This is a genomic window from Rickettsia conorii str. Malish 7 (assembly GCF_000007025.1).
Taxonomy (GTDB): domain Bacteria; phylum Pseudomonadota; class Alphaproteobacteria; order Rickettsiales; family Rickettsiaceae; genus Rickettsia; species Rickettsia rickettsii.
On record NC_003103.1, the window covers coordinates 1,083,301 to 1,103,166 of the forward strand.

Consider the following 19,866-nt stretch of genomic DNA (forward strand, 5'->3'; position numbering starts at 1 on the left):
TTTAATCTTACAAGCACAATAACATAAATAAAATTTGATTTTTCTTTCTCAAGCTTATATTTTAATTGGTAAGTTTATAATATGGAAATTTATGTCAAATACAGATAAGGAAAGAGCCATTGCCGCAGCACTCGCACAAATTGAAAAAAGCTACGGTAAAGGTTCGGTAATGAAACTAGGGCAGCGTCCGCATGTTGATATAGAGGCCGTATCAACCGGCTCACTTGGGCTAGATATAGCTCTTGGAATCGGCGGTGTTCCCAAAGGTAGAATCATCGAAATTTTTGGTCCTGAAAGCTCAGGTAAAACCACTCTAACATTGCATTTAATTGCAGAAGCTCAAAAAAAGGGTGGTACATGTGCTTTTATTGATGCCGAGCATGCATTAGACCCTGCTTATGCTAAAAAATTAGGCGTAAATATTGATGAGCTTATTATTTCACAGCCCGATACAGGTGAACAAGCCCTAGAAATTGCCGATACGTTAATTCGCTCCAGCGGTATTGATATGATAATAATAGATAGTGTTGCGGCTTTAGTACCGAAATCAGAGATTGAGGGCGAAATGGGTGATGCTCAAATGGCTTCTCAAGCAAGGTTAATGAGCCAGGCTTTGCGTAAACTTACTGCATCAATTAATCGCACCAATTGTATTACTGTTTTCATCAATCAAATCAGAATGAAAATAGGTGTGATGTTCGGTAGTCCTGAAACTACGACAGGCGGTAATGCCTTAAAATTCTATGCTTCTGTTAGGATCGATATAAGAAGAATCGGCTCCATTAAAGATAAAGAAGAAGTAATAGGCAGCCAAACCAAAGTAAAAGTAGTCAAAAACAAAGTATCTCCTCCATTTAAAACTGCAGATTTTGATATAATGTACGGTTCAGGTATTTCAAAAGAAGGCGAGATAATCGACCTTGGAGTTAAGCTTGATATTGTTGAGAAATCCGGCTCTTGGTTTTCCTACAAGAACGTACGCATAGGTCAAGGGCGTGAAAACGTCAAACAATATTTAAAAGAACATCCACAAATTTCCAACGAAATTGAGAAAATAATACGTGAAAAATCGTCAAAAATTACTAATATAAATCTTGATCAAACGGAGGAAGAAAATGATTGATTTAACAGGTAAAACTTCCTTAATTACGGGAGCTTCAGGAGGCATAGGCGGAGCTATAGCGAGGTTACTGCACAAACTCGGAAGCCATGTAATTATTAGCGGTAGTAATGAGGAAAAATTACAATCCCTTGGAAAGGTTGTAAAAGATAATTATACGATAGAAGTATGTAATCTTGCCGATAAGGAAGAATGTAGAAATTTAATATCTAAAGCATCAAAGTTAGATATTTTAGTATGTAATGCCGGTATTACTAGCGATACGCTAGCAATTAGAATGAAAGATGAAGATTTTGACAAAGTTATTGATATTAATTTAAAAGCAAATTTTATTTTAAATCGTGAAGCAATAAAAAAAATGATACAAAACAGGTATGGACGTATTATTAACATATCTTCAATAGTAGGAATTTCAGGTAACCCCGGGCAAGCTAATTATTGTGCTTCTAAAGCAGGTTTAATAGGTATGACCAAATCGCTCTCTTACGAAGTTGCAACCAGAGGCATTACGGTTAACACAGTAGCTCCAGGATTTATTAAATCAGATATGACCGATAAACTAAATGAAAAACAAAGAGAAGCTATAGTACAAAAAATTCCGTTAGGCACTTATGGTATGCCGGAAGACGTGGCACACGCAGTTGCATTTTTAGCAAGCGATCAGGCATCATATATTACCGGTCAAACTATACATGTAAACGGTGGTATGTTAATGGTATAAAAATTAATAAGATTATTTTGTGCTAGCATAAAATAATTTTTTGTGCTAGAAGTTCTTTTAAAGATAAAATGCAATGAATATTTTAAATAAATATTCATACAAGTTAAAATAAAGTCTAATAGCTGAATAACCACTATTATACGGCATATAAAATTAAATGATTTATGGAGTTCAAAATTATGAGTACAACGGATAAGATCGAACAGAAAGTTATTGAAATGGTTGCTGAAAAGCTAAATAAAGATAAATCGATAATAACTACGGATTCAAGATTTATAGAAGATTTGAAAGCTGATAGCCTTGATACCGTAGAGTTAATGATGGCAATAGAAGTTGAATACGGTATTGATATCCCTGATGATGAAGCCACTAAAATTAAAACCGTATCCGATGTTATAAAATATATCAAAGAACGCCAATCTTAATCTGCATAAAAAATCCCTAATAGATAATAAAAATGTCGAATCAAAGAGTAAATAAAAGAGTAGTTATTACCGGACTTGGACTTGTTACTCCTGTTGGGCTTAATGTTAGCTCATCTTGGAAAAATATTGTAGATGGAGTAAGCGGTATAAAAACTATTACAGAATTTGACACTTCTAAACTTGCGTGTAAAATTGCCGGACTTATAGATAACTCTGAGAAAGATGGATTTAAACTTGAAAATTTCATACAAGCAGATGACATTAATAGACTAAGTAAAATGGATAAATTTATCCATTACGGAGTAGCGGCCGCAACCGAAGCAGTTGAAGATAGCGGCTGGTTACCCGACGATGAAAAATCTCGTGATAGAACCGGCTTGATATTAGGTTCAGGAATCGGTGGGCTTAAAATGATCGAAGATACCTCTATCAAACTTTATCAAGAAAATAACGGCAAAGTTAGTCCTTTCTTTATCCCCGCTTCATTAATTAATCTTTTATCCGGTCTTGTTTCTATAAAATACGGTTTTAGCGGTCCAAACCAAACGGCAGTAACAGCTTGCTCTACAGGGGCACATGCTATAGGCGATGCTATGCGTATGATAAAGCACGGCTATGCCGATGTTATGATCGCAGGCGGTGCGGAAGCTCCAGTTACACCTGTCGGAGTTGCAGGTTTCGTTGCTGCTAGAGCATTATGTACTAAATATAACGATAATCCTAAAAAAGCCTCAAGACCTTGGGATAAAGACCGCAGCGGCTTTGTTATGGGTGAAGGAGCAGGCGTTGTAGTCTTAGAAGAATATGAGCATGCCTTAAATCGAGGGGCTAAAGTTTACGGTGAAGTTATAGGATACGGCTCTACAGGTGACGCCTATCATATGACAGCTCCACATCCTGAAGGTAGAGGAGCTTATAGAGCGATGAGAGACGCAATGCTAGATGCAACTATCACGCCCGATATGATTGATTATATTAATGCACACGGTACTTCTACTACACTTGGTGATGGAATAGAATTAGCAGCCGTACAAAAATTATTTTTAGAAGCGAATCCCAAAGTTTTAATGTCTTCTACTAAATCATCAATAGGACATTTGCTTGGTGCGGCAGGAAGTGTTGAGTTTATCTTTTCAGCTCTTGCAATTAGAGACCAGATTGCACCGCCAACCTTAAACTTAGATACCCCTATGGATGAGGTGAATATAGATTTAGTTGCACTTAAAGCTAAGAAAACTAAGATAGATTACGTGCTTTCCAACTCGTTCGGATTCGGTGGTACTAATGCTAGTTTAGTGATTAAGAGTATACTCGTTTAATTTAAAAAATTGGCACAAAGTCCTATAAGCACCGTACTCACGTATTAAGTATACGTTCCGTTCCTCGTCTTATGGACTCCTTGTACTTTTCCAAATTAAACTTCGTTTACCAACCTTTAACTTAATGTCATTCCTGCGAAAGCAGGAATCCAGTAAAACATATAAAAACTTATTTTTATATGTTTATTCTATCAAATATGTAATTTTGTACCAATATTAAGGTTATTTTTCTAGATTCCTGCTTTCGCAGGAATGACATTAAAACGAGCCAATAATCAACTATGACCCCAATTTATTACATTAAAGACGGTAACTTAAGTTTTGCGGATAAAGTAATTTTATCTGATTTAGAGCTTTATTTGTACACAGGCGATAAGATTTGTCTTATAGGACGTAACGGCTGCGGGAAATCAAGCTTAATGAAAGTCATATCAGGTGATTATGAGTTAGATAACGGTGCATTATTTCAAGATCCTTTAGTTACAACCGGTTATTTAAGACAAGATATTGCTATAAAAACTCATCTAACTGTTTATGATTTTGTTTTACAACAAACAGATAGTACAAAAGAAATAGATAAATACCAAATCGATATAATTCTAGAAAAATTACAAATCAACGGAACAGATAATTTATCCACCTATTCAGGCGGTCAACTGAGAAGAGCAAGCCTTGCTAAAGCTTTAATATTAGAGCCGGAAATATTATTACTTGATGAACCGACTAACCATCTAGATATTGCAACAATCGAATGGTTAGAAGAATTTGTTAAATCTTATAACGGTGCTATTATTTGCGTTAGTCATGATAGAACATTCCTCTCAAAGGTTACTAATAAAATTTGGTGGCTTGATAGAGGAATTTTACGTAAATCCGATAAAGGATTTAAATTTTTTGATGAATGGCAAACAATTATCATAGACCAAGAAGAAGCCGCTCTTCGGAAATTAAATAAAAAATTATCTCAAGAAAATGAATGGTTAAATGCCGGTGTTACTGCTAGACGTAAACGAAATCAAAAGAGACTTGCGGATTTGAAAGCTTTAAGAGCAATAACACAAGAACAGACTGCAAAACTAGCTAGTTCAACACAAAGAGTTAGGGCAGAACTTGCCGAAAATATAGCTAAAAGTAAATTCATTATTGAAGCAGATAATATTACTTTTAGTTATAAAAATACTAAAATTATCAATAATTTTAGCTTTCGTGTAAAAAACGGCGAGAAAATTGGTATAATCGGTGCAAATGGCTCAGGCAAATCTACCTTTATCAAACTACTAACAAAACAGCTTACCCCTGAAAGCGGCAAAATTATATATGGCGGTAATTTAGATATTTCATATTTTGATCAACATAGAGAAAAACTAGAGCCTAATCATACATTACAACAAACTTTATGTCCTACAGGCGGTGATCAAGTATTTTTGCCACACGGTAAAACCATGCATGTTGCCGGTTATTTAAAACAATTCATGTTTAATCCTAAACTACTTAATGCAAAAACCGCTGTTTTATCAGGCGGTGAAGCTAATAGATTATTACTTGCAAAAATTCTAATTAACCCTGGCAATCTGTTAATTTTAGATGAACCGACTAATGACCTCGATATGGATAGTCTGGAAATTTTACTAGATATACTTACAGATTATTCAGGTACTTTAATAGTCGTGAGCCATGATCGTGACTTTTTAGATAGGTTAGTTACTAGAACTTTAGTTTTCGCTCAAGGTAAAATTCATGATTTAACAGGAGGTTATGAAGATTATAAGCAGTATTTTACTACCTCTCCTATAGCCAAAAAAGCTTCAAAACCACTACCACTAACTTCTCAAAAAGAACCTCTAAATAAAAAGCTATCTTATAAATATCAGCGTTTGCTTGAAACATTACCCAACTATATTGAAAAGCTAGAAATATCCATCAAACACTTAGAAAAAGAACTTGAAGACGTTAATCTATATTTAGATAATCCTCAAAAATATAACTGCATTACTAGCCAATTAATTAATGATAAAAAGAAACTAGACGAGTTATTAAATCAATGGCTAGAAATACAAGATTAATTTTTATTAAAATTTTCTTGACTTAATTATTAACTTTTGTTAACGTTTCTTGGCGTTAATATTAAAGATGATGAGCATGTCTGATATAACAGCTACATTAAAATATAAATTCGATAATTTAAAAGAGCATCGTAACAATTCTTATTCTCGCTCTCAAATAGAAATAATTCTAGGAGAATTGAGTAGTTTACAAAGCGAAGCAGCTTCATATGGCTTGAATTTTGACATATCCAATCTAAAAGAGACTGCTGAAACTAAGCTCAAGCACTATGAAGTAGAACAATCTATTGAGAAAGCTAGGGTTCAAGAAGAAGAATTTCTAAAATCACAAAGAGCAATAAAACTTGCCGAAGAAGAAAAAGAAATCGCACAAAGAATTGCTGCACTTAATAATTTGCATAATGAATTTATAAAAAATATTACTAAAGATACTAAAAGAATTGAAGAAAGTAATAAGCGTTTAGATAAGATAATAAATAAACTAGAAAAGGAAAACATTATTGATCATGAAGAGTTAAATCGTGAAATATTAACTCATGAAGAAATATTTAAACTAAATCAAGCGTATAAAGTATTACATAAAAACCATAAAAAAATAACTGAAGAACACAAACAAGCACATACAGAATTAAATGAATTAAATAAAACAATAACGAATTTATCACAACAATTACAAAAAAAAGGCTTAACACCAAAAAAAGTTAAAGAATTAAAAGGAGAATTAGAATTTCACCAAGAAATGTTAAAAATACATAAGGCACATGTAGAGAAGATTGAAAATAGTAAAAAAATAGTAGATCAAGAAATTATTAAATATGAAAAAGAACACAACATAAATAAAGATAAAATAAAGAAATTAGGAAGTGATATTAAAGAGCGTTATAAAAAAGAACCAGAAAAATATTTAGATGCATATGAAAAATATTTAGTTCTAAAACATCAGCATAAAGCAATTAAGACAGACGGCGTTGTAAAAGATATAGAGCATCATAATAAAGTACTAAATAAAATTAACGTGGATAAAACTAAATCTTTAGCTAATAAAATCAGAGAACAAACACAAGTAAAAGATACTAATACTAGGAGTTTATCTCCTGCTCGTACTCCTAATATTAAAGTTACAAATAATAAAACGAGAGGAATTTAACTAAAGTAGTAATTATTATGTCTAAATTTAAAAAATTAACTCCTGAACAAAGAAAAGCAGCTTTAGAAGCTGCAAAAGTACAATTTGAAGAACAACAGCAAAAACATAACGCAATATTAAAAGAAGCTATGCAAGCGAGTAGTCAAATCCACCAATATAATCAAGATTTAGGTAATTGTGTGGATAATGCTTCCAAAGATATCAAACTTGCCGGTAAAGCTTCTAAAGGCGTATGTGAAATAATATAACATTCTAAAAGCTGTAACTATATAGTTGCAGCTTTTGTATCATTTTGAATTAAGCTCGCAAGACCTATTGCCTGTATTTTTTCTGACAATTTAAAGCTAATCTCACCTGGAAATATTACATTAATTTGATCAAGTTTTAAATCTTCTAAAGATATTTGCATTGATTTTGTAATGCTCGGTGTATTTGTATATTTAATTTCAAACCCCACACGTTTTCCATTTTTAAAAATTAAAAGATCTATTTCCGCTCCATTATGAGATGACCAAAAATAATATTCTTCGGGTTCGGCTTTTAATATCTAACAATTTGTTCTAAGGCAAATCCTTCCCATGATGCACCTATTTTAGGATGAGTGCTTAAAGCTTCATAATTATTTAAGCCTAATAAAGCGTGATATATTCCAATATCTCTAAAAAAGATTTTTGGAGTCTTAACTTGTCTTTTTTTAAGGTTTTCATACCAAGGCTGCAAAATACGGATCATAAAAGTTCCCTCTAAAATATCTAAATAATGCTTTGCGGTATGATATATGAGATAGAGAAAGAATTTCCAAGTTCTGAAGCATAATATATTAGCGTGATAATGGCAAAGCATTAACCAAAACCTACGTCACTGCATAGACGGAATTGTAAAACCTAAATTTGGTATATCTCTTTCTAAAAATGTTTTAATGTAATTCTGACGCCATAAAGCACTTAACTCTTCATCATCTGCAAGATATGATAAAGGAAATCCGCCGCGTATCCATAATTGCTGAGTACCTGACACTTCAGATAAGGTAAACGGTGTCATTTCAATATAACCTATTCTACCTGCTAGTGTTTCAGAACCTTGTTTAATTAAGTCTCTTGATGCACTGCCTAGTACTAAAATTTAATATCAGTTGTATCAACAAGAACTCTTAAAATAGGGAATAGATTCGATTTATACTGAATTTCATCAATAATAACAAATCCTTTTAGAGCAGACAAAGCAAGCATCGGTTCATTTAATCTTGCTAAATCTAAAGGATTTTCAAGATCAAAAATATTGATTTTAGGAATATTATAAGCTTCTACGATATGAAAATTAGAAACATAACGTCTAATTCTCAGTATAGAAAGAAAAAACGACAAAGTCAAAACGCTTTGTCTCGTGCTGCAACTATAATCGCATGTATTTTTTTAAGCGTCCGGTCAAAGTCATCGTTAGTAACTACATAATCATACTCATTAGCATGTGATATTTCGTTTTGTGCCAACTGCATACGTAATTTTATTGCTTCTTCATTATCGGTCGCTCTATTTCTTAAGCGTTGTTCCAATACTTCAATATTAGGAGGCAATACAAATATAGTAACAACATTAGTAGCATTTTTCTTAATACTCCTTGCTCCTTGCCAATCAATATCAAACAAAACATCCAAGCCTTGATTTAATAACATTTCGACATATTCTTTAGGCGTACCGTAATAATTATCGTATATTTTAGCATATTCAAGGAATTTATTCTGCTTAACTAATTCTTCAAACTCTAGACCGGTCTTAAAGTAATAGTTTATGCCCTCTACTTCTCCTAAACGTGGTTTTCTTGTAGTTGCCGAAATAGATAAACGCAAATTATTATCTATTTTCAATAATGCTTTAGCTAAACTCGACTTACCTGTACCTGAAGGGGAAGATAAAATTATAATCAGTCCTTTAGAGTTCCTCGAAAGTTCTACTTCTAGAGGTAATTTAGACGTCGCTGCGGTGCTACGTTCCATGTCTCCTTTAAATTCCTCTCTATAAGCGCATTTCTGAAGCACTCTTTTATTTTTTGTTGTCATATTTTATGTTTTATTTCGTAGGTACAGCATATTTCAGAAAGATTTAGACAAGATGAATTTAAATGCAAGCCTGCGAAAGCGGTAGGTAAACTACGTGAGTGAGTACAGGCGAGTCATGCAAAATTCGCTTGTATCAAGCTTTATGAATTATTCTGTACTTTTCTTTTTATTACCTCATCCATAGTACAATTAAAATATTTTGCTATTTTTAAAATAGTATCTATTTCAGGGTTGAATTCACGATTAGCTTCCGCTCTCATAATTCTACTAACAGTAGTATAAGGGATATTAGTGACTTCGGCAAGATATTTACGATCTATCTTTTCTTGTTTTAATTTTTCTTCTAAAAATTCTTTTACTTTAGTAGCAAGTGCCATATTAATAACCTCTGAATAAATAAAGGATAGATATATACAAAGTCGAGTATTACCAGCCTTGTTACATGGATCGAAAAGCCTACTCAATTTCATTCCCGCGTAAGCAAAAATCTAGTAAAACCATATAAAAACAAGTTTTTATATGGTTATTTTATCAAATATATAACTTCTGTAGCAATATTGAAGTTATTTTGCTGAATTCCCACCTACACGGGAAAGCTTTGTTGCTAGTATTTTTTATTGTTGTTTGGCCCCCGTGGTCAAGCCACGGGGTGACACACAGGGGATTGTACCGATCCATGCAACAATGCCTACGCGGTAATGACATAGAGTACAAAAAAAACAGAAATTACTCCTTAGGCAATAATACTTGTACAAATTCCGTTTTAGATAGATCAGCTGCTACGTTTACCATAACATCATGTTCTGTCACTTTAGACACATAGCCCACTAAAATACCTGCAGGATAAATATTACCGTGTCCAGAGGTTACTATCTCCTCATCTTTCTGTACTAAATGATTGTTAGGCAAGTATAAAATTTTACTATTATTATTATTACCTGCTAAAATACCTTGTTCTCTTGAAGAATTAGCTTTAATAGGTATTCTAGAATTAACATCGCTAATTAACATTACTTTCGCATAATTATTACTCACTTCTATTACTTTTCCTACTAATTTTCCTGACTTAACAACGATTTGATCAGGTTCAATGCCTTGCTTTTTACCTGCAGAAATCAAAGCAGTTCTAGAAAAGGAATTAAAGGAAACACTCAGTAATTTAGTAGTAATATATTCAAATTCCTCTTCCTCAGCAATCGTTAACAAATCTTTTAATGCAATGTTTTCGGCTCTTACCAATTCTACTTCACTTTGTAAATGTTGTAATCTTGCTATCTCAAGTTTAAGTTCTATATTTTTTCGTTCTAAATCTTGAAAATAAACAAATTTTTGTGTTATTGAATTTATATATTCAAATATATCTTCATACACTGCTAAACCGATTGATACTATACTACCGGTTACTTCAAGTGATATACTAGATATTTTTTTAGGTGTAGCAAAAAATAAATATACAGACAATCCAAGCCCAAATATAACAAAAAAACGCTTAAGAGTATTTGATATTATTCTTATTAATTCTAATGAATTTGAAGAATTTTTTACTCTATTTGCAAGTATTGCCATTTTTAATCCTGTTTAAATAGTACATGTTTTAGCTTTGTAAAATCTTCAAGTACTTTTCCTGTTCCAAGTGCCACACAAGAGAGGGCATCATCTGCAACTATTACTGGCAATTTAGTGGCTTCACTAAGAACAAAATCAAGATTTCGTAATAATGAGCCGCCGCCTGTTAAAACAATTCCCTTATCAACTATATCTGAAGATAATTCAGGAGGTGTTGCTTCTAGTGCTACTTTTACCGCTTCAACAATTTGACTTACCGGTTCAATTAGACTATCAGCAATTTGTCTTTCGTTCAATATCATTTCTTTAGGAATACCGTAAATTAAATCACGTCCTTTAATTTCCATCTTTCTCGGCTCAGCATTTTCATCTACATAAGCCGTACCTATTTCTTGCTTTATCTTTTCAGCAGTAGCCTCACCTATCAATAGGTTATAGTGCCTTCTTATATATGAGATAATAGCTTCATCCATCTTATCACCGCCGACTCTTACCGACCTTGCATATACTATGCCCCCTAGTGACAAAACTGCAACTTCGGTAGTGCCTCCTCCAATATCAACAATCATCGAACCGGTTGCTTCCGTTACGGGTAGCCCTGCCCCGATCGCTGCCGCCATAGGTTCTTCAATTAAATAGACATCCCTACCCCCTGCACTTTCTGCTGCTTCTTGGATAGCACGACGCTCAACCGGCGTAGAACCGGAAGGCACACAAATAACAATTGTCGGCCCAAAAAAAGAGCGACGATTATGTACCATTCTAATAAAATACTTTATCATTTCCTCTGCACCCTTAAAATCGGCAATAACACCATCTTTTAAAGGTCTTTTTGCTTCAATATCCGTAGGAGTACGCCCAAGCATCATTTTTGCTTCATGACCATAAGCATAAGGCACAAAAGCACCGTCTTTTTTTATTAACGCAATAACAGAAGGTTCCCTTAGAACAATTCCACAATTTTTTTGATAGACAATAGTATTTGCCGTACCAAGATCTATGGCCATACCGGAAGAAAACCCTTCCAAAAATTTCATTATCATTTTATTTTTTCTCTCTAAATTCTAAAAACACTTCTATAGAACTGTTAACAAAATAAACAGTCCCATAGTAAATAAAAATTTAATATAGACGAAGTTTAATTTGGAAAAGAGCGAGAAGCCTCGGAATTTTTGACCGCAGCGTAGAATACTACGTGAGAATCAACAATGAGAAGCGACGATGCCAATTTTTCAAATTAAACTTCGTCTATATTAAATTTCTTTATAATGTAACATAATAAAGTTACTAATAAAAAATATTAGCATACTAGGTAATAAAATAGCAGCAATTAAAGACAAATTATTATAAGTAAGTATTTTTAATAATATTTCTGATAACGAATATGCTATAAAACCTGAAAATAAACCTAATAGCAGTATTTTTTCTTGGGAATTATCACGCTGTTTAAGACTAATAAAACAACTTGCTAAAATTACGGTTGCCATCATCATTATAGGCTTAAATAATTGCTTGTAATAATAAATTTGATAATTAATAGCCGGTAAACCTGAATTTAATAATTCATTAATTAATTTAGGTAAAGCCCAAATAGAAACCATTTCAGGACGAATAAATTTATTTACTAAACTATTAATTGATAAATTTGTCTGCATAGTTAAATTATTGTAAGCCTTAGTTTCCTCTTTTGTGAAAACCTTAACTCTATTTAAATGTAACATTTTATTTTCAATAATACCGTATAATGCATCAATTCTCTTTAAAAAAGAATTATTATGATCAACAAATAAAATTGTAATATTATTTAATTTTTTCTCGGCAACATTAATAAATTGTGTTTGGATAATTTGAGTTTCATCATTTAAAGATTCAAAAAATAATAAGCCTGATTTAGATATTATACCCTCACTCAAGGCTTTTTTAGTTAGTTTTGCTTCTAATAACTCATATTTTTGTAAGCCTATAGTACCGATAGGATTCAATATAGTCGTAAAAACTATACCTAACATTAAAGTTACAATACATGGAATAACAAGCACTTGCCAAATATGAATACCGCTAGATAACATAGCCGTTAATTCATTATTTTTTGTTAGATTTCTAAGAAAAAATAACATAGCGGTAAAACTAATTAATGAAGATACTTGACCTAGTAAATAAGGAATCTTATATAAGATAAGTCTCCAAAAAAAACTAAAAGGAACATAAATATTTTTGAATTTTTGTAAAAGATCAAAAACATTTGAGATAATTAATAGCCCGATTAAAAGAAATAATATAATAAAGAAACACTTAGAATATAATTTAGTAAGATACCAAGAAAGTGTTTTTAGATTAATCATTATAAATTCAGTGCTAATGCGAATTTAAATAAGAATTTGTGTGGTGGGGCTGGTAGGACTTGAACCTACGACCACACCGTTATGAGCGGCGTGCTCTAACCAACTGAGCTACAGCCCCTTTTCATTTGAAACTTATATAATTATTATGCAGTTAAGTCTAGTAAAATTTTTATATTTTTGAGGTATCGCCTAAAAAACAGGGCAATATGGTTCAGTGTTTTCGTAATTGTGAGGAATTACAAAGTAATTGACGAAGCAATCTCAGGAGTTTGTTGTTATTTCATGAGATTGCCACGCAGCCTATGGCTTGCAATGACGGTTTGGTATCCACGCATCAACGCTTTCGCAATAATAACATCAAGTTATAAATAAAAAAAGGCCGAGTAGTAAACTCGACCTTTTAGGATACTATAATTAGTAAATAATTTTAGTGGTGTACAACTGTTACAGCTCTACGATTATAGGCAAAAGCTTCTTCAGTATTACCCATCATAGCAGGTCTATCTTTACCATAAGAGATTGTATTTAATCTGTTATGATCGATTCCTTTATGAGCTAAGAATTTTTTCGCTGCTGCTGCTCTTCTTTCACCTAAACCTAAGTTATATTCTTTGGTACCTCTTTCATCGCAATGTCCTTCAACAGTAACTTTTACTTCAGGATGCTTTGATAACCAGCAAGCTTGTCTCTCTAGTTCTTCTTTAGCCTTTGGTGATAAAGCAGAGCTATCAAAAGCAAACCATACTGCATTTCCTGCATGCTTCTCGAAATCTTTCATTAATGAAGTTTCTTCACTTTGGTTCATATTACCGTCAAATTGCGGTGCTCTTTTTGTTGTATTACACCCTGCAAGCACACATAATGCAAGAAAAGCTAATGTAATTTTTGTTTTCATAATGTAAACTCCTTGAGATTATAATTTATTAATATTGAATTCATTTTAGCTAGTCATAAAACTAAACTAACCAAAAGCTATGTGAGTTAGTATATATCATTATTTTATTAGTTTAAAGGCTAAAATATTATAAAATGCAATTACTCATGTATAAATGTGGTAAAAATATCATTTAATACAAGTATATACTTTGGATAAATAGATAGATGCAGTTTAATGGGGAAAAGAGGAATCGATTTTGAAGCTTATAACCCCAGCGTATATATAATATGTGAGAATTATAAGCAAATAAGTAGTGTTGCCAATTTTTCAAATAGACATCTTCAGAAACTCGCTTATAGAGAGGAATTTGAAGGAGACACGGCACGCAGAACCGCAGCGTACATAGAGGTACGTGAGGATTCGAGTACAGGATCAACGTACAAATTACCTCTAGTAGTAGAGTTTCCGAAGATGTAATACAACGAGTATATTCACCATCTAATGAATGCACTGCCCCAAGTAAGACCTGCACCGATAGCTGAAAATAGTAGAATATCACCTTTTTTTATTTTGCCTGATGCTTTGAGAGTACTCAAAGCAAGCGGAATAGAAGCAGCAGAGCAGTTAGCATGTTTGTCTACGGTTTTCACTACTTTATGCTCTTCTATATTTAATAGTTCAGCGAGTTTATTTATAATACGGATATTTGCTTGATGAGGTATAAAATAATCAATATCGCTTACACTGAATTGATTAGCATGCAGTAAATCTTTTATAGATTGTTGCATTTTTTCTATTGCATGACGAAATAATTTTTGCCCCTGCATAACTATTTTGCCACTAATACCGTTCATACTTACACCACCGTTTGTGTATAATATTTCATCATAATCAGCCCCGCTTGAGAAGATATTACTATCTATCAAACCGGAATCATCACTACTACGCTGTAATATTACGCTACCGGCCCCATCACCGAATAAAACGCAAGTAGTCCTATCATTCCAATCTAATAACGACGTCATTTTCTCGGCTCCTATAAGCAAAATAGTTTTATATTTATCTGATGAGATAAGAGAATTTGCTACTTGTAAACCATAAACAAAGCCGGCACATACTGCTTGTAAATCAAAAGACGGTATATTAGTTAAACCAAGATAACCTTGAAGCTTAGAGGCAACCGAAGGGAAGCTATTATCGGGAGTAGTAGTACATGTAATAATTAAATCAATATCATTTACCGATATCCCTGCATCTGCTATAGCTTTTTCAGCTGATTTTAAAGCAAGATGGGAAGTATATTCTGTATCACCTGCTATATGACGCTGCGTAATACCTGTTCTTGTTCTAATCCATTCATCGTTAGTATCTACGAATTTTGCAAGCTCGTCATTACTAACTATTTTTGAAGGAAGATACCCGCCGCAACCAATAATTTTACAGGTCATAAATCTTTTAGGCTACTTCTTCTTCAGTTTTAATTTTCTTTGTTACTACTAGACGATTATTATAAGTACCGTCGACTAAAGAAACGTGATGCGGAAGCTTATATTCACCGGTTTGCGAATCAACTATTACGTTAACTTTGCCAAGTGCTAAGTGCGAACGTCTCATATTACGTCTTGATTTTGATGTTTTTTTCTTTGGAACTGCCATTATTAGTCTCTCTAAATATAAATTAAAAAGTATTTGTCAAATTAGTGAAGCAGTATATTATAATCTTGTAATAAAATCTAGATAAAATTAAACTTATGAAAATTTTTATAACATACATTTTTAGTATATTAGCCTTTTTTTCCTTAAGCGGCTGCAAAACTATCGAAAATAGAGGGCAATCTATAGATGATTCGGCACTTGTAAAATTAGAGTCTAAAAAACTAAATAAAACAGAAGTCGTAGAGTTAATAGGTACGCCTACTATAGTACCGGAATATTCCCAAAATACCTGGTATTATGTTGAAAGAGTTATGTCTCAAAGAGCTTGGCTCAATCCAAAAATTGAAAAGCAGAAGATAGTAAAAATTACGTTTGATGCTAATAATTTTATGCAGGAAGTAGTAGTAATAGATGATTCTCATAGACAAGATATAGAAATAGTCCATGAATATACTAGGACATATGGAACGGAACTTAACGGACTACAAAAATTTGTTAAAAATTTAGGTAGATTCAATAAAACCACTGACGGAAATAAAAACAAAAGCAAAAATAAGAAAAAGAGATAAGTACCTTAATCATCATTGCAAGATGGCTTATCTGTGTAGATACCTAATCGTCATTGCGAACCATAGGCTGCGTGGCAATCTCATGAAATAACAACAAACTCCTGAGATTGCTTCGTCAATTACTTACGTAATTTCCTCGCAATGACGATTTGATACTCACGCAGGCGTAACACCAACACCCATAAAACAAAAAACTATCTAATATGATTTCGATATTTAGTAAATTAAAACAAAGTTTATCTAAAACTTCTAATAAAATATCGGAAGGTATCGACAAAATATTTTACAAGAAAAAATTAGATGCAGGAACTCTAGAAGAGCTAGAAGAGCTACTTATCTCAAGTGATATGAGTGTTTTGGTAGTAACTAATATTATTGAAGAGTTTAAAAAGGTAAAATTTGACAAAGAAATAGATAGTGATACAGTAAAAGAAGCCCTTGCTAAATTAATAGAGCAGCAGCTATCAAAATCAGCAATTCCTTTTACTTTAAGCGAAAATAAATTAAACGTAATTTTAGTTTGCGGTGTTAACGGAGCAGGTAAAACCACGACTATAGGTAAGCTTGCTTCAATGTACTCGGCACAAGGGAAAAAAGTAGCAGTTGCAGCCTGCGATACTTTTAGAGCAGCTGCCGTAAATCAGCTAAGTACTTGGGCAGATAGAGCAAATGCACTACTTATTACCGGTGAAGAATCGGCTGACCCCGCAAGTGTTGCTTATCGCGGGATGGAAGAATCGATAAAACAAAATATCGATATACTTTTTATCGATACAGCAGGTAGGCTTCATAATAAGAAAAATTTGATGGATGAACTGTCTAAGATTGTAAAAGTTATAAAAAAACTAGACGAGAATGCCCCCACTCATAGCGTTTTAGTCATTGATGCTATTACCGGACAAAATACCTATAACCAAGTAGAACATTTTAATGATGCTACTAATTTGACGGGGCTTATCGTGACTAAACTAGACGGCAGTGCTAAAGCGGGCGTAATTGTCGGAGTAGTACAAAAATTTAATTTACCCTTATACTTTATCGGTATAGGCGAGAAGATAGAGGACTTAAAAATATTCAACCAACATGATTTTGCTAGAAATCTAGTGGGGTTGTGAGGTTTTGCTACGTCATTGCCCGCACAAATATTGAGTCATCATTGCGAGTAGCCGTAGGCTGCACGGTAATCTCATGAAGTAATAATAAACTCCTGAGATTGCTTCGTCAATTACTTACGTAATTTCCTCGCAATGACGATCTAATTAAAAATAAAATCATAAAATGACTCAAAAAAATACCTTATTGCTCATAGACGGATACGGATTTGTTTTTAGAGCCTATTATGCACAACAGCCTTTAACTTCACCAAAAGGCGAGCCTGTCGGTGCTCTTTACGGTTTTACTTCAATGCTGCTAAAATTACTGAGCGACTTTAAGCCTAAGCATGTCGCTGTAGTATTTGACAGCGGCGGGAAAAATTTTCGCCATCAGATTTATCCCGACTATAAAGCTAACCGCCCTCCACCCCCTGAAGATTTAATTATACAATTACCTTTAGTTCGTGATGTTGCAAGTAACTTAAATTTTCCTATTCTAGAGAAGAACGGTTATGAAGCCGATGACATTATCGCAACCTTTGCTACTAAAACTGCTGCACTTGGCGCACATGTAGTCATTATCTCTTCCGATAAAGATTTATTACAGCTAATGACTGAAAACATCAAGATATATGATCCGTTAAAAGGGAAATATATTACGGAGGATGATGTGGTTAAAAAATTTGGCACTACTTCTGATAAATTACGTGAAGTAATGGCTTTAATCGGCGATAGATCGGATAATATTCCGGGTGTACCATCTATTGGACCAAAAACTGCAAGTAGTCTTATAACACAATTTGGTTCTGTAGAAAATATATTTAACTCTTTAGACCAAGTCTCAAGCGTAAAACAACGTGAAACTTTACAAAATTCAAGAGAAGCGGCGTTAATTTCATGGCAGTTAATAGGGCTTAATTCTAATGTTGATTTAGATTTTCAGCTAAATAATTTAGAATGGTCACCTCCAAATAGCGATAAATTAACAGGATTTTTACAGGAATACGGTTTTAGATCTTTATATAAAAGAGTAGAAAATTTATTGGATATTAAAATTAACGACCACAAAGAGATAGCAGATAGTAAAGTAACGGAAATAAAAGAACTTAATAATGCTAATGAGTTAGCAGACTTTGCTAAAGAAGCCACGAAAATAGGAATATTCGGGATATATTTATTACAGCATAAAGGAGCTAATCTTGCTTTTATTTTATCACTGCAAAACCAAAGCTATATTATTAAAATTTCAAACACTTCTCATGATCTATTTTCTTATAATACTAAAAGTAATAACAACTGGTTTTCGGATATAATCTTCAATTTACTAACCGATAAATCCATAAAAAAAATTACTTACTCTCTTAAACCTCTACTTAAATTTTATGCAAACCAATCTCATGACATTACGGCTATAGAAGATTTAGAATTAATGCAGTATGCATTATCTGCTGGTTTATCACAGAAAAATTTATTTAAAGAAGTTTTGAAAGAAACTTGGATAGAAAATATAATTATCGAATCAGCAAAAATAGTAATAAACTTTATCGCACTTTATAAGCAAACTATATGGGAACTTAAAGACAACAAAACCTTTAGACTTTATAGCAACATTGATTTACCTATTTGTTTTATTTTAGATAAAATGGAGAAAGTGGGTATTACAGTAGATGCTAATTACCTAAAACAATTATCCGCTGAATTTGGAACAGAAATTCTAAAACTTGAAGAAGAAATTTTTGCTCTTAGCGGAACTAAATTTAATATTGGTTCGCCAAAACAATTAGGCGAAATCTTGTTCGAAAAAATGCAATTACCTTTCGGTAAAGCTTCAGCTAAAGCAAGCTCTTACTCAACGGGAGCGGAAATACTAGAAAAACTTAGTGAGCATGGATATAATATTGCAGATTTGTTATTAAGATGGAGGCAACTAACAAAATTAAAGAATACCTACACCGATAGTTTGCCGAAACAGATAGATAATATAACACATAGAGTACATACGACATTTTTACAAACTTCTACCACTACAGGAAGACTTAGCTCACAGGAACCTAATCTACAAAATGTACCTATTCGCTCTAGTGAGGGGAATCAAATCAGAAAAGCTTTTATTGCTGAAGAAGGTTATAAATTAATATCTGCCGATTATTCTCAAATTGAGCTTAGAATATTAAGCCATATCGCAAATATAGATGCACTAAAACAAGCATTTATCAATAAAGACGATATCCATACTCAAACTGCTTGTCAGATCTTTAACTTACAAAAACACGAACTAACTAGCGAACATAGGCGTAAAGCAAAAGCTATAAATTTTGGTATCATTTACGGTATAAGTGCTTTTGGGCTTGCTAAGCAATTAAACGTTACTAACGGCGAAGCATCCGAATATATCAAGAAATATTTTGCTGAATATAAAGGAGTGCAAGAATATATGGAGCAAACAAAAGCTTTTGCAAGTAGCAACGGCTATGTCACAAATTGCTTTGGCAGAAAATGTTTTGTACCTCTAATTCATGATAAAAAGCTTAAACAATTCGCAGAACGTGCGGCTATTAATGCTCCGATTCAAGGAACTAATACCGATATAATTAAAATTGCTATGATCAATCTAGATCAAGAAATAGAAAAACGTAAACTTAAAACAAGATTAGTACTGCAAATTCATGATGAATTACTATTTGAAGCACCGATTGATGAAGTAGAAATTATAACACCTATTATTAAAAAAATCATGGAAAATTCTACTAATATGGCTGTACCGATTATAACCGAAATTAGAGCAGGTAATAACTGGATGGAAATTCATTGAAGGTGTATCATTCTTAGCTAAAGGCGACGTTATTGCATGACTTGCTGTCATTCCCACAAAAGCAGGAATCCAGAAAAATAACTTCAACATATAATACAG

Annotated in this window: 23 protein-coding genes, 1 tRNA gene and 1 pseudogene; 11 read left to right on the forward strand and 14 right to left on the reverse strand. The window is 32.9% G+C overall.

Annotated elements, in window-relative coordinates; genetic code table 11:
* The first annotated feature begins 91 nt into the window (after positions 1–91).
* The 7 genes from recA to RC_RS05890 all read left to right on the forward strand — a co-directional run bounded on the left by recA (position 92) and on the right by RC_RS05890 (position 7,043).
* Entirely contained in the window at positions 92–1,123 is a 1,032-nt protein-coding gene (recA, locus tag RC_RS05860) for a recombinase RecA (RefSeq protein WP_014411056.1), read from the forward strand.
* Positions 1,116–1,841 (forward strand): 3-oxoacyl-ACP reductase FabG, encoded by a 726-nt coding sequence (gene fabG / locus RC_RS05865; RefSeq protein WP_016830954.1) that lies wholly within the window; start codon positions 1,116–1,118, stop codon positions 1,839–1,841. The genes recA and fabG overlap by 8 nt, the downstream gene beginning before the upstream one ends.
* Before the next feature lie 164 nt (positions 1,842–2,005).
* Positions 2,006–2,266 (forward strand): acyl carrier protein, encoded by a 261-nt coding sequence (gene acpP, locus RC_RS05870; protein ID WP_008579292.1) that lies wholly within the window; start codon positions 2,006–2,008, stop codon positions 2,264–2,266.
* A 32-nt stretch (positions 2,267–2,298) separates the two neighbouring features.
* Positions 2,299–3,585: a beta-ketoacyl-ACP synthase II gene (gene fabF, locus RC_RS05875; RefSeq protein ID WP_004997426.1), complete on the forward strand. Its 1,287-nt coding sequence runs from the start codon at positions 2,299–2,301 to the stop codon at positions 3,583–3,585.
* Between the two features lie 281 nt (positions 3,586–3,866).
* Complete coding sequence (locus RC_RS05880) at positions 3,867–5,648, forward strand: ABC-F family ATP-binding cassette domain-containing protein (protein WP_010977753.1); 1,782 nt, start codon at positions 3,867–3,869, stop codon at positions 5,646–5,648.
* Between the two features lie 76 nt (positions 5,649–5,724).
* A complete protein-coding gene (locus RC_RS05885) occupies positions 5,725–6,795 on the forward strand; it encodes an actin-based motility regulator RoaM (protein ID WP_041471745.1) in 1,071 nt (356 codons plus the stop codon).
* Between the two features lie 17 nt (positions 6,796–6,812).
* Positions 6,813–7,043 (forward strand): hypothetical protein, encoded by a 231-nt coding sequence (locus RC_RS05890; protein ID WP_010977755.1) that lies wholly within the window; start codon positions 6,813–6,815, stop codon positions 7,041–7,043.
* A gap of 17 nt (positions 7,044–7,060) precedes the next feature.
* On the opposite strand, the gene RC_RS11285 is transcribed toward RC_RS05890, so the two are convergent.
* From RC_RS11285 to pal, 12 genes and pseudogenes are all read right to left on the reverse strand, one after another.
* Positions 7,061–7,252, reverse strand: coding sequence for a hypothetical protein (locus tag RC_RS11285; protein WP_010977756.1), 192 nt, complete (start codon positions 7,250–7,252; stop codon positions 7,061–7,063).
* A gap of 21 nt (positions 7,253–7,273) precedes the next feature.
* Positions 7,274–7,342: pseudogene (locus RC_RS11290) on the reverse strand (hypothetical protein); the annotation flags it as partial.
* The gene (locus RC_RS11295) at positions 7,336–7,638 is read right to left on the reverse strand and encodes a DUF4143 domain-containing protein (RefSeq protein WP_010977757.1); all 303 of its coding nucleotides are present in this window, start codon (positions 7,636–7,638) and stop codon (positions 7,336–7,338) included. The gene RC_RS11295 and the pseudogene RC_RS11290, both read right to left, overlap by 7 nt.
* Before the next feature lie 15 nt (positions 7,639–7,653).
* On the reverse strand, positions 7,654–7,836 hold the full coding sequence (locus tag RC_RS11300) for an ATP-binding protein (RefSeq protein WP_010977758.1): 183 nt from the start codon (positions 7,834–7,836) through the stop codon (positions 7,654–7,656).
* Between the two features lie 74 nt (positions 7,837–7,910).
* Positions 7,911–8,159, reverse strand: coding sequence for a hypothetical protein (locus RC_RS11305; protein WP_407635648.1), 249 nt, complete (start codon positions 8,157–8,159; stop codon positions 7,911–7,913).
* A 2-nt stretch (positions 8,160–8,161) separates the two neighbouring features.
* Positions 8,162–8,851, reverse strand: coding sequence for a guanylate kinase (gene gmk, locus RC_RS05900; protein ID WP_010977760.1), 690 nt, complete (start codon positions 8,849–8,851; stop codon positions 8,162–8,164).
* Between the two features lie 140 nt (positions 8,852–8,991).
* On the reverse strand, positions 8,992–9,321 hold the full coding sequence (locus tag RC_RS05905; RefSeq protein WP_010977761.1) for a helix-turn-helix domain-containing protein: 330 nt from the start codon (positions 9,319–9,321) through the stop codon (positions 8,992–8,994).
* A gap of 256 nt (positions 9,322–9,577) precedes the next feature.
* Positions 9,578–10,417, reverse strand: a complete 840-nt coding sequence (mreC, locus tag RC_RS05910) for a rod shape-determining protein MreC (protein ID WP_010977763.1) — start codon at positions 10,415–10,417, stop codon at positions 9,578–9,580.
* Positions 10,418–10,419: 2 nt separating this feature from the next.
* The gene (locus RC_RS05915; RefSeq protein ID WP_010977764.1) at positions 10,420–11,460 is read right to left on the reverse strand and encodes a rod shape-determining protein; all 1,041 of its coding nucleotides are present in this window, start codon (positions 11,458–11,460) and stop codon (positions 10,420–10,422) included.
* A 210-nt stretch (positions 11,461–11,670) separates the two neighbouring features.
* On the reverse strand, positions 11,671–12,759 hold the full coding sequence (locus RC_RS05920) for an LptF/LptG family permease (protein ID WP_010977765.1): 1,089 nt from the start codon (positions 12,757–12,759) through the stop codon (positions 11,671–11,673).
* 41 nt (positions 12,760–12,800) lie between these two features.
* Positions 12,801–12,877 (reverse strand) — tRNA-Ile (locus RC_RS05925).
* A gap of 309 nt (positions 12,878–13,186) precedes the next feature.
* Positions 13,187–13,654 carry a peptidoglycan-associated lipoprotein Pal gene (gene pal / locus RC_RS05930; RefSeq protein ID WP_010977766.1) on the reverse strand — a complete coding sequence of 156 codons (468 nt, stop codon included), beginning with the start codon at positions 13,652–13,654 and terminating at the stop codon, positions 13,187–13,189.
* A 216-nt stretch (positions 13,655–13,870) separates the two neighbouring features.
* Here pal and RC_RS05935 point away from each other — a divergent pair, with 216 nt between their 5' ends.
* Positions 13,871–14,113 carry a palindromic element RPE1 domain-containing protein gene (locus tag RC_RS05935; protein ID WP_010977767.1) on the forward strand — a complete coding sequence of 81 codons (243 nt, stop codon included), beginning with the start codon at positions 13,871–13,873 and terminating at the stop codon, positions 14,111–14,113.
* A 14-nt stretch (positions 14,114–14,127) separates the two neighbouring features.
* On the opposite strand, the gene RC_RS05940 is transcribed toward RC_RS05935, so the two are convergent.
* Both RC_RS05940 and rpmF read right to left on the reverse strand, forming a co-directional pair.
* Positions 14,128–15,084, reverse strand: coding sequence for a beta-ketoacyl-ACP synthase III (locus tag RC_RS05940; RefSeq protein ID WP_010977768.1), 957 nt, complete (start codon positions 15,082–15,084; stop codon positions 14,128–14,130).
* 7 nt (positions 15,085–15,091) lie between these two features.
* Positions 15,092–15,292: a 50S ribosomal protein L32 gene (gene rpmF / locus RC_RS05945; protein WP_004997395.1), complete on the reverse strand. Its 201-nt coding sequence runs from the start codon at positions 15,290–15,292 to the stop codon at positions 15,092–15,094.
* A gap of 95 nt (positions 15,293–15,387) precedes the next feature.
* Here rpmF and RC_RS05950 point away from each other — a divergent pair, with 95 nt between their 5' ends.
* The 3 genes from RC_RS05950 (at position 15,388) to polA (ending at position 19,767) form a co-directional block, all read left to right on the forward strand.
* The gene (locus RC_RS05950; RefSeq protein ID WP_010977769.1) at positions 15,388–15,861 is read left to right on the forward strand and encodes an outer membrane protein assembly factor BamE; all 474 of its coding nucleotides are present in this window, start codon (positions 15,388–15,390) and stop codon (positions 15,859–15,861) included.
* 203 nt (positions 15,862–16,064) lie between these two features.
* Positions 16,065–16,976: a signal recognition particle-docking protein FtsY gene (ftsY, locus tag RC_RS05955; protein ID WP_010977770.1), complete on the forward strand. Its 912-nt coding sequence runs from the start codon at positions 16,065–16,067 to the stop codon at positions 16,974–16,976.
* A 163-nt stretch (positions 16,977–17,139) separates the two neighbouring features.
* The gene (polA, locus tag RC_RS05960; RefSeq protein WP_010977771.1) at positions 17,140–19,767 is read left to right on the forward strand and encodes a DNA polymerase I; all 2,628 of its coding nucleotides are present in this window, start codon (positions 17,140–17,142) and stop codon (positions 19,765–19,767) included.
* The last annotated feature ends 99 nt before the right edge of the window (positions 19,768–19,866 follow it).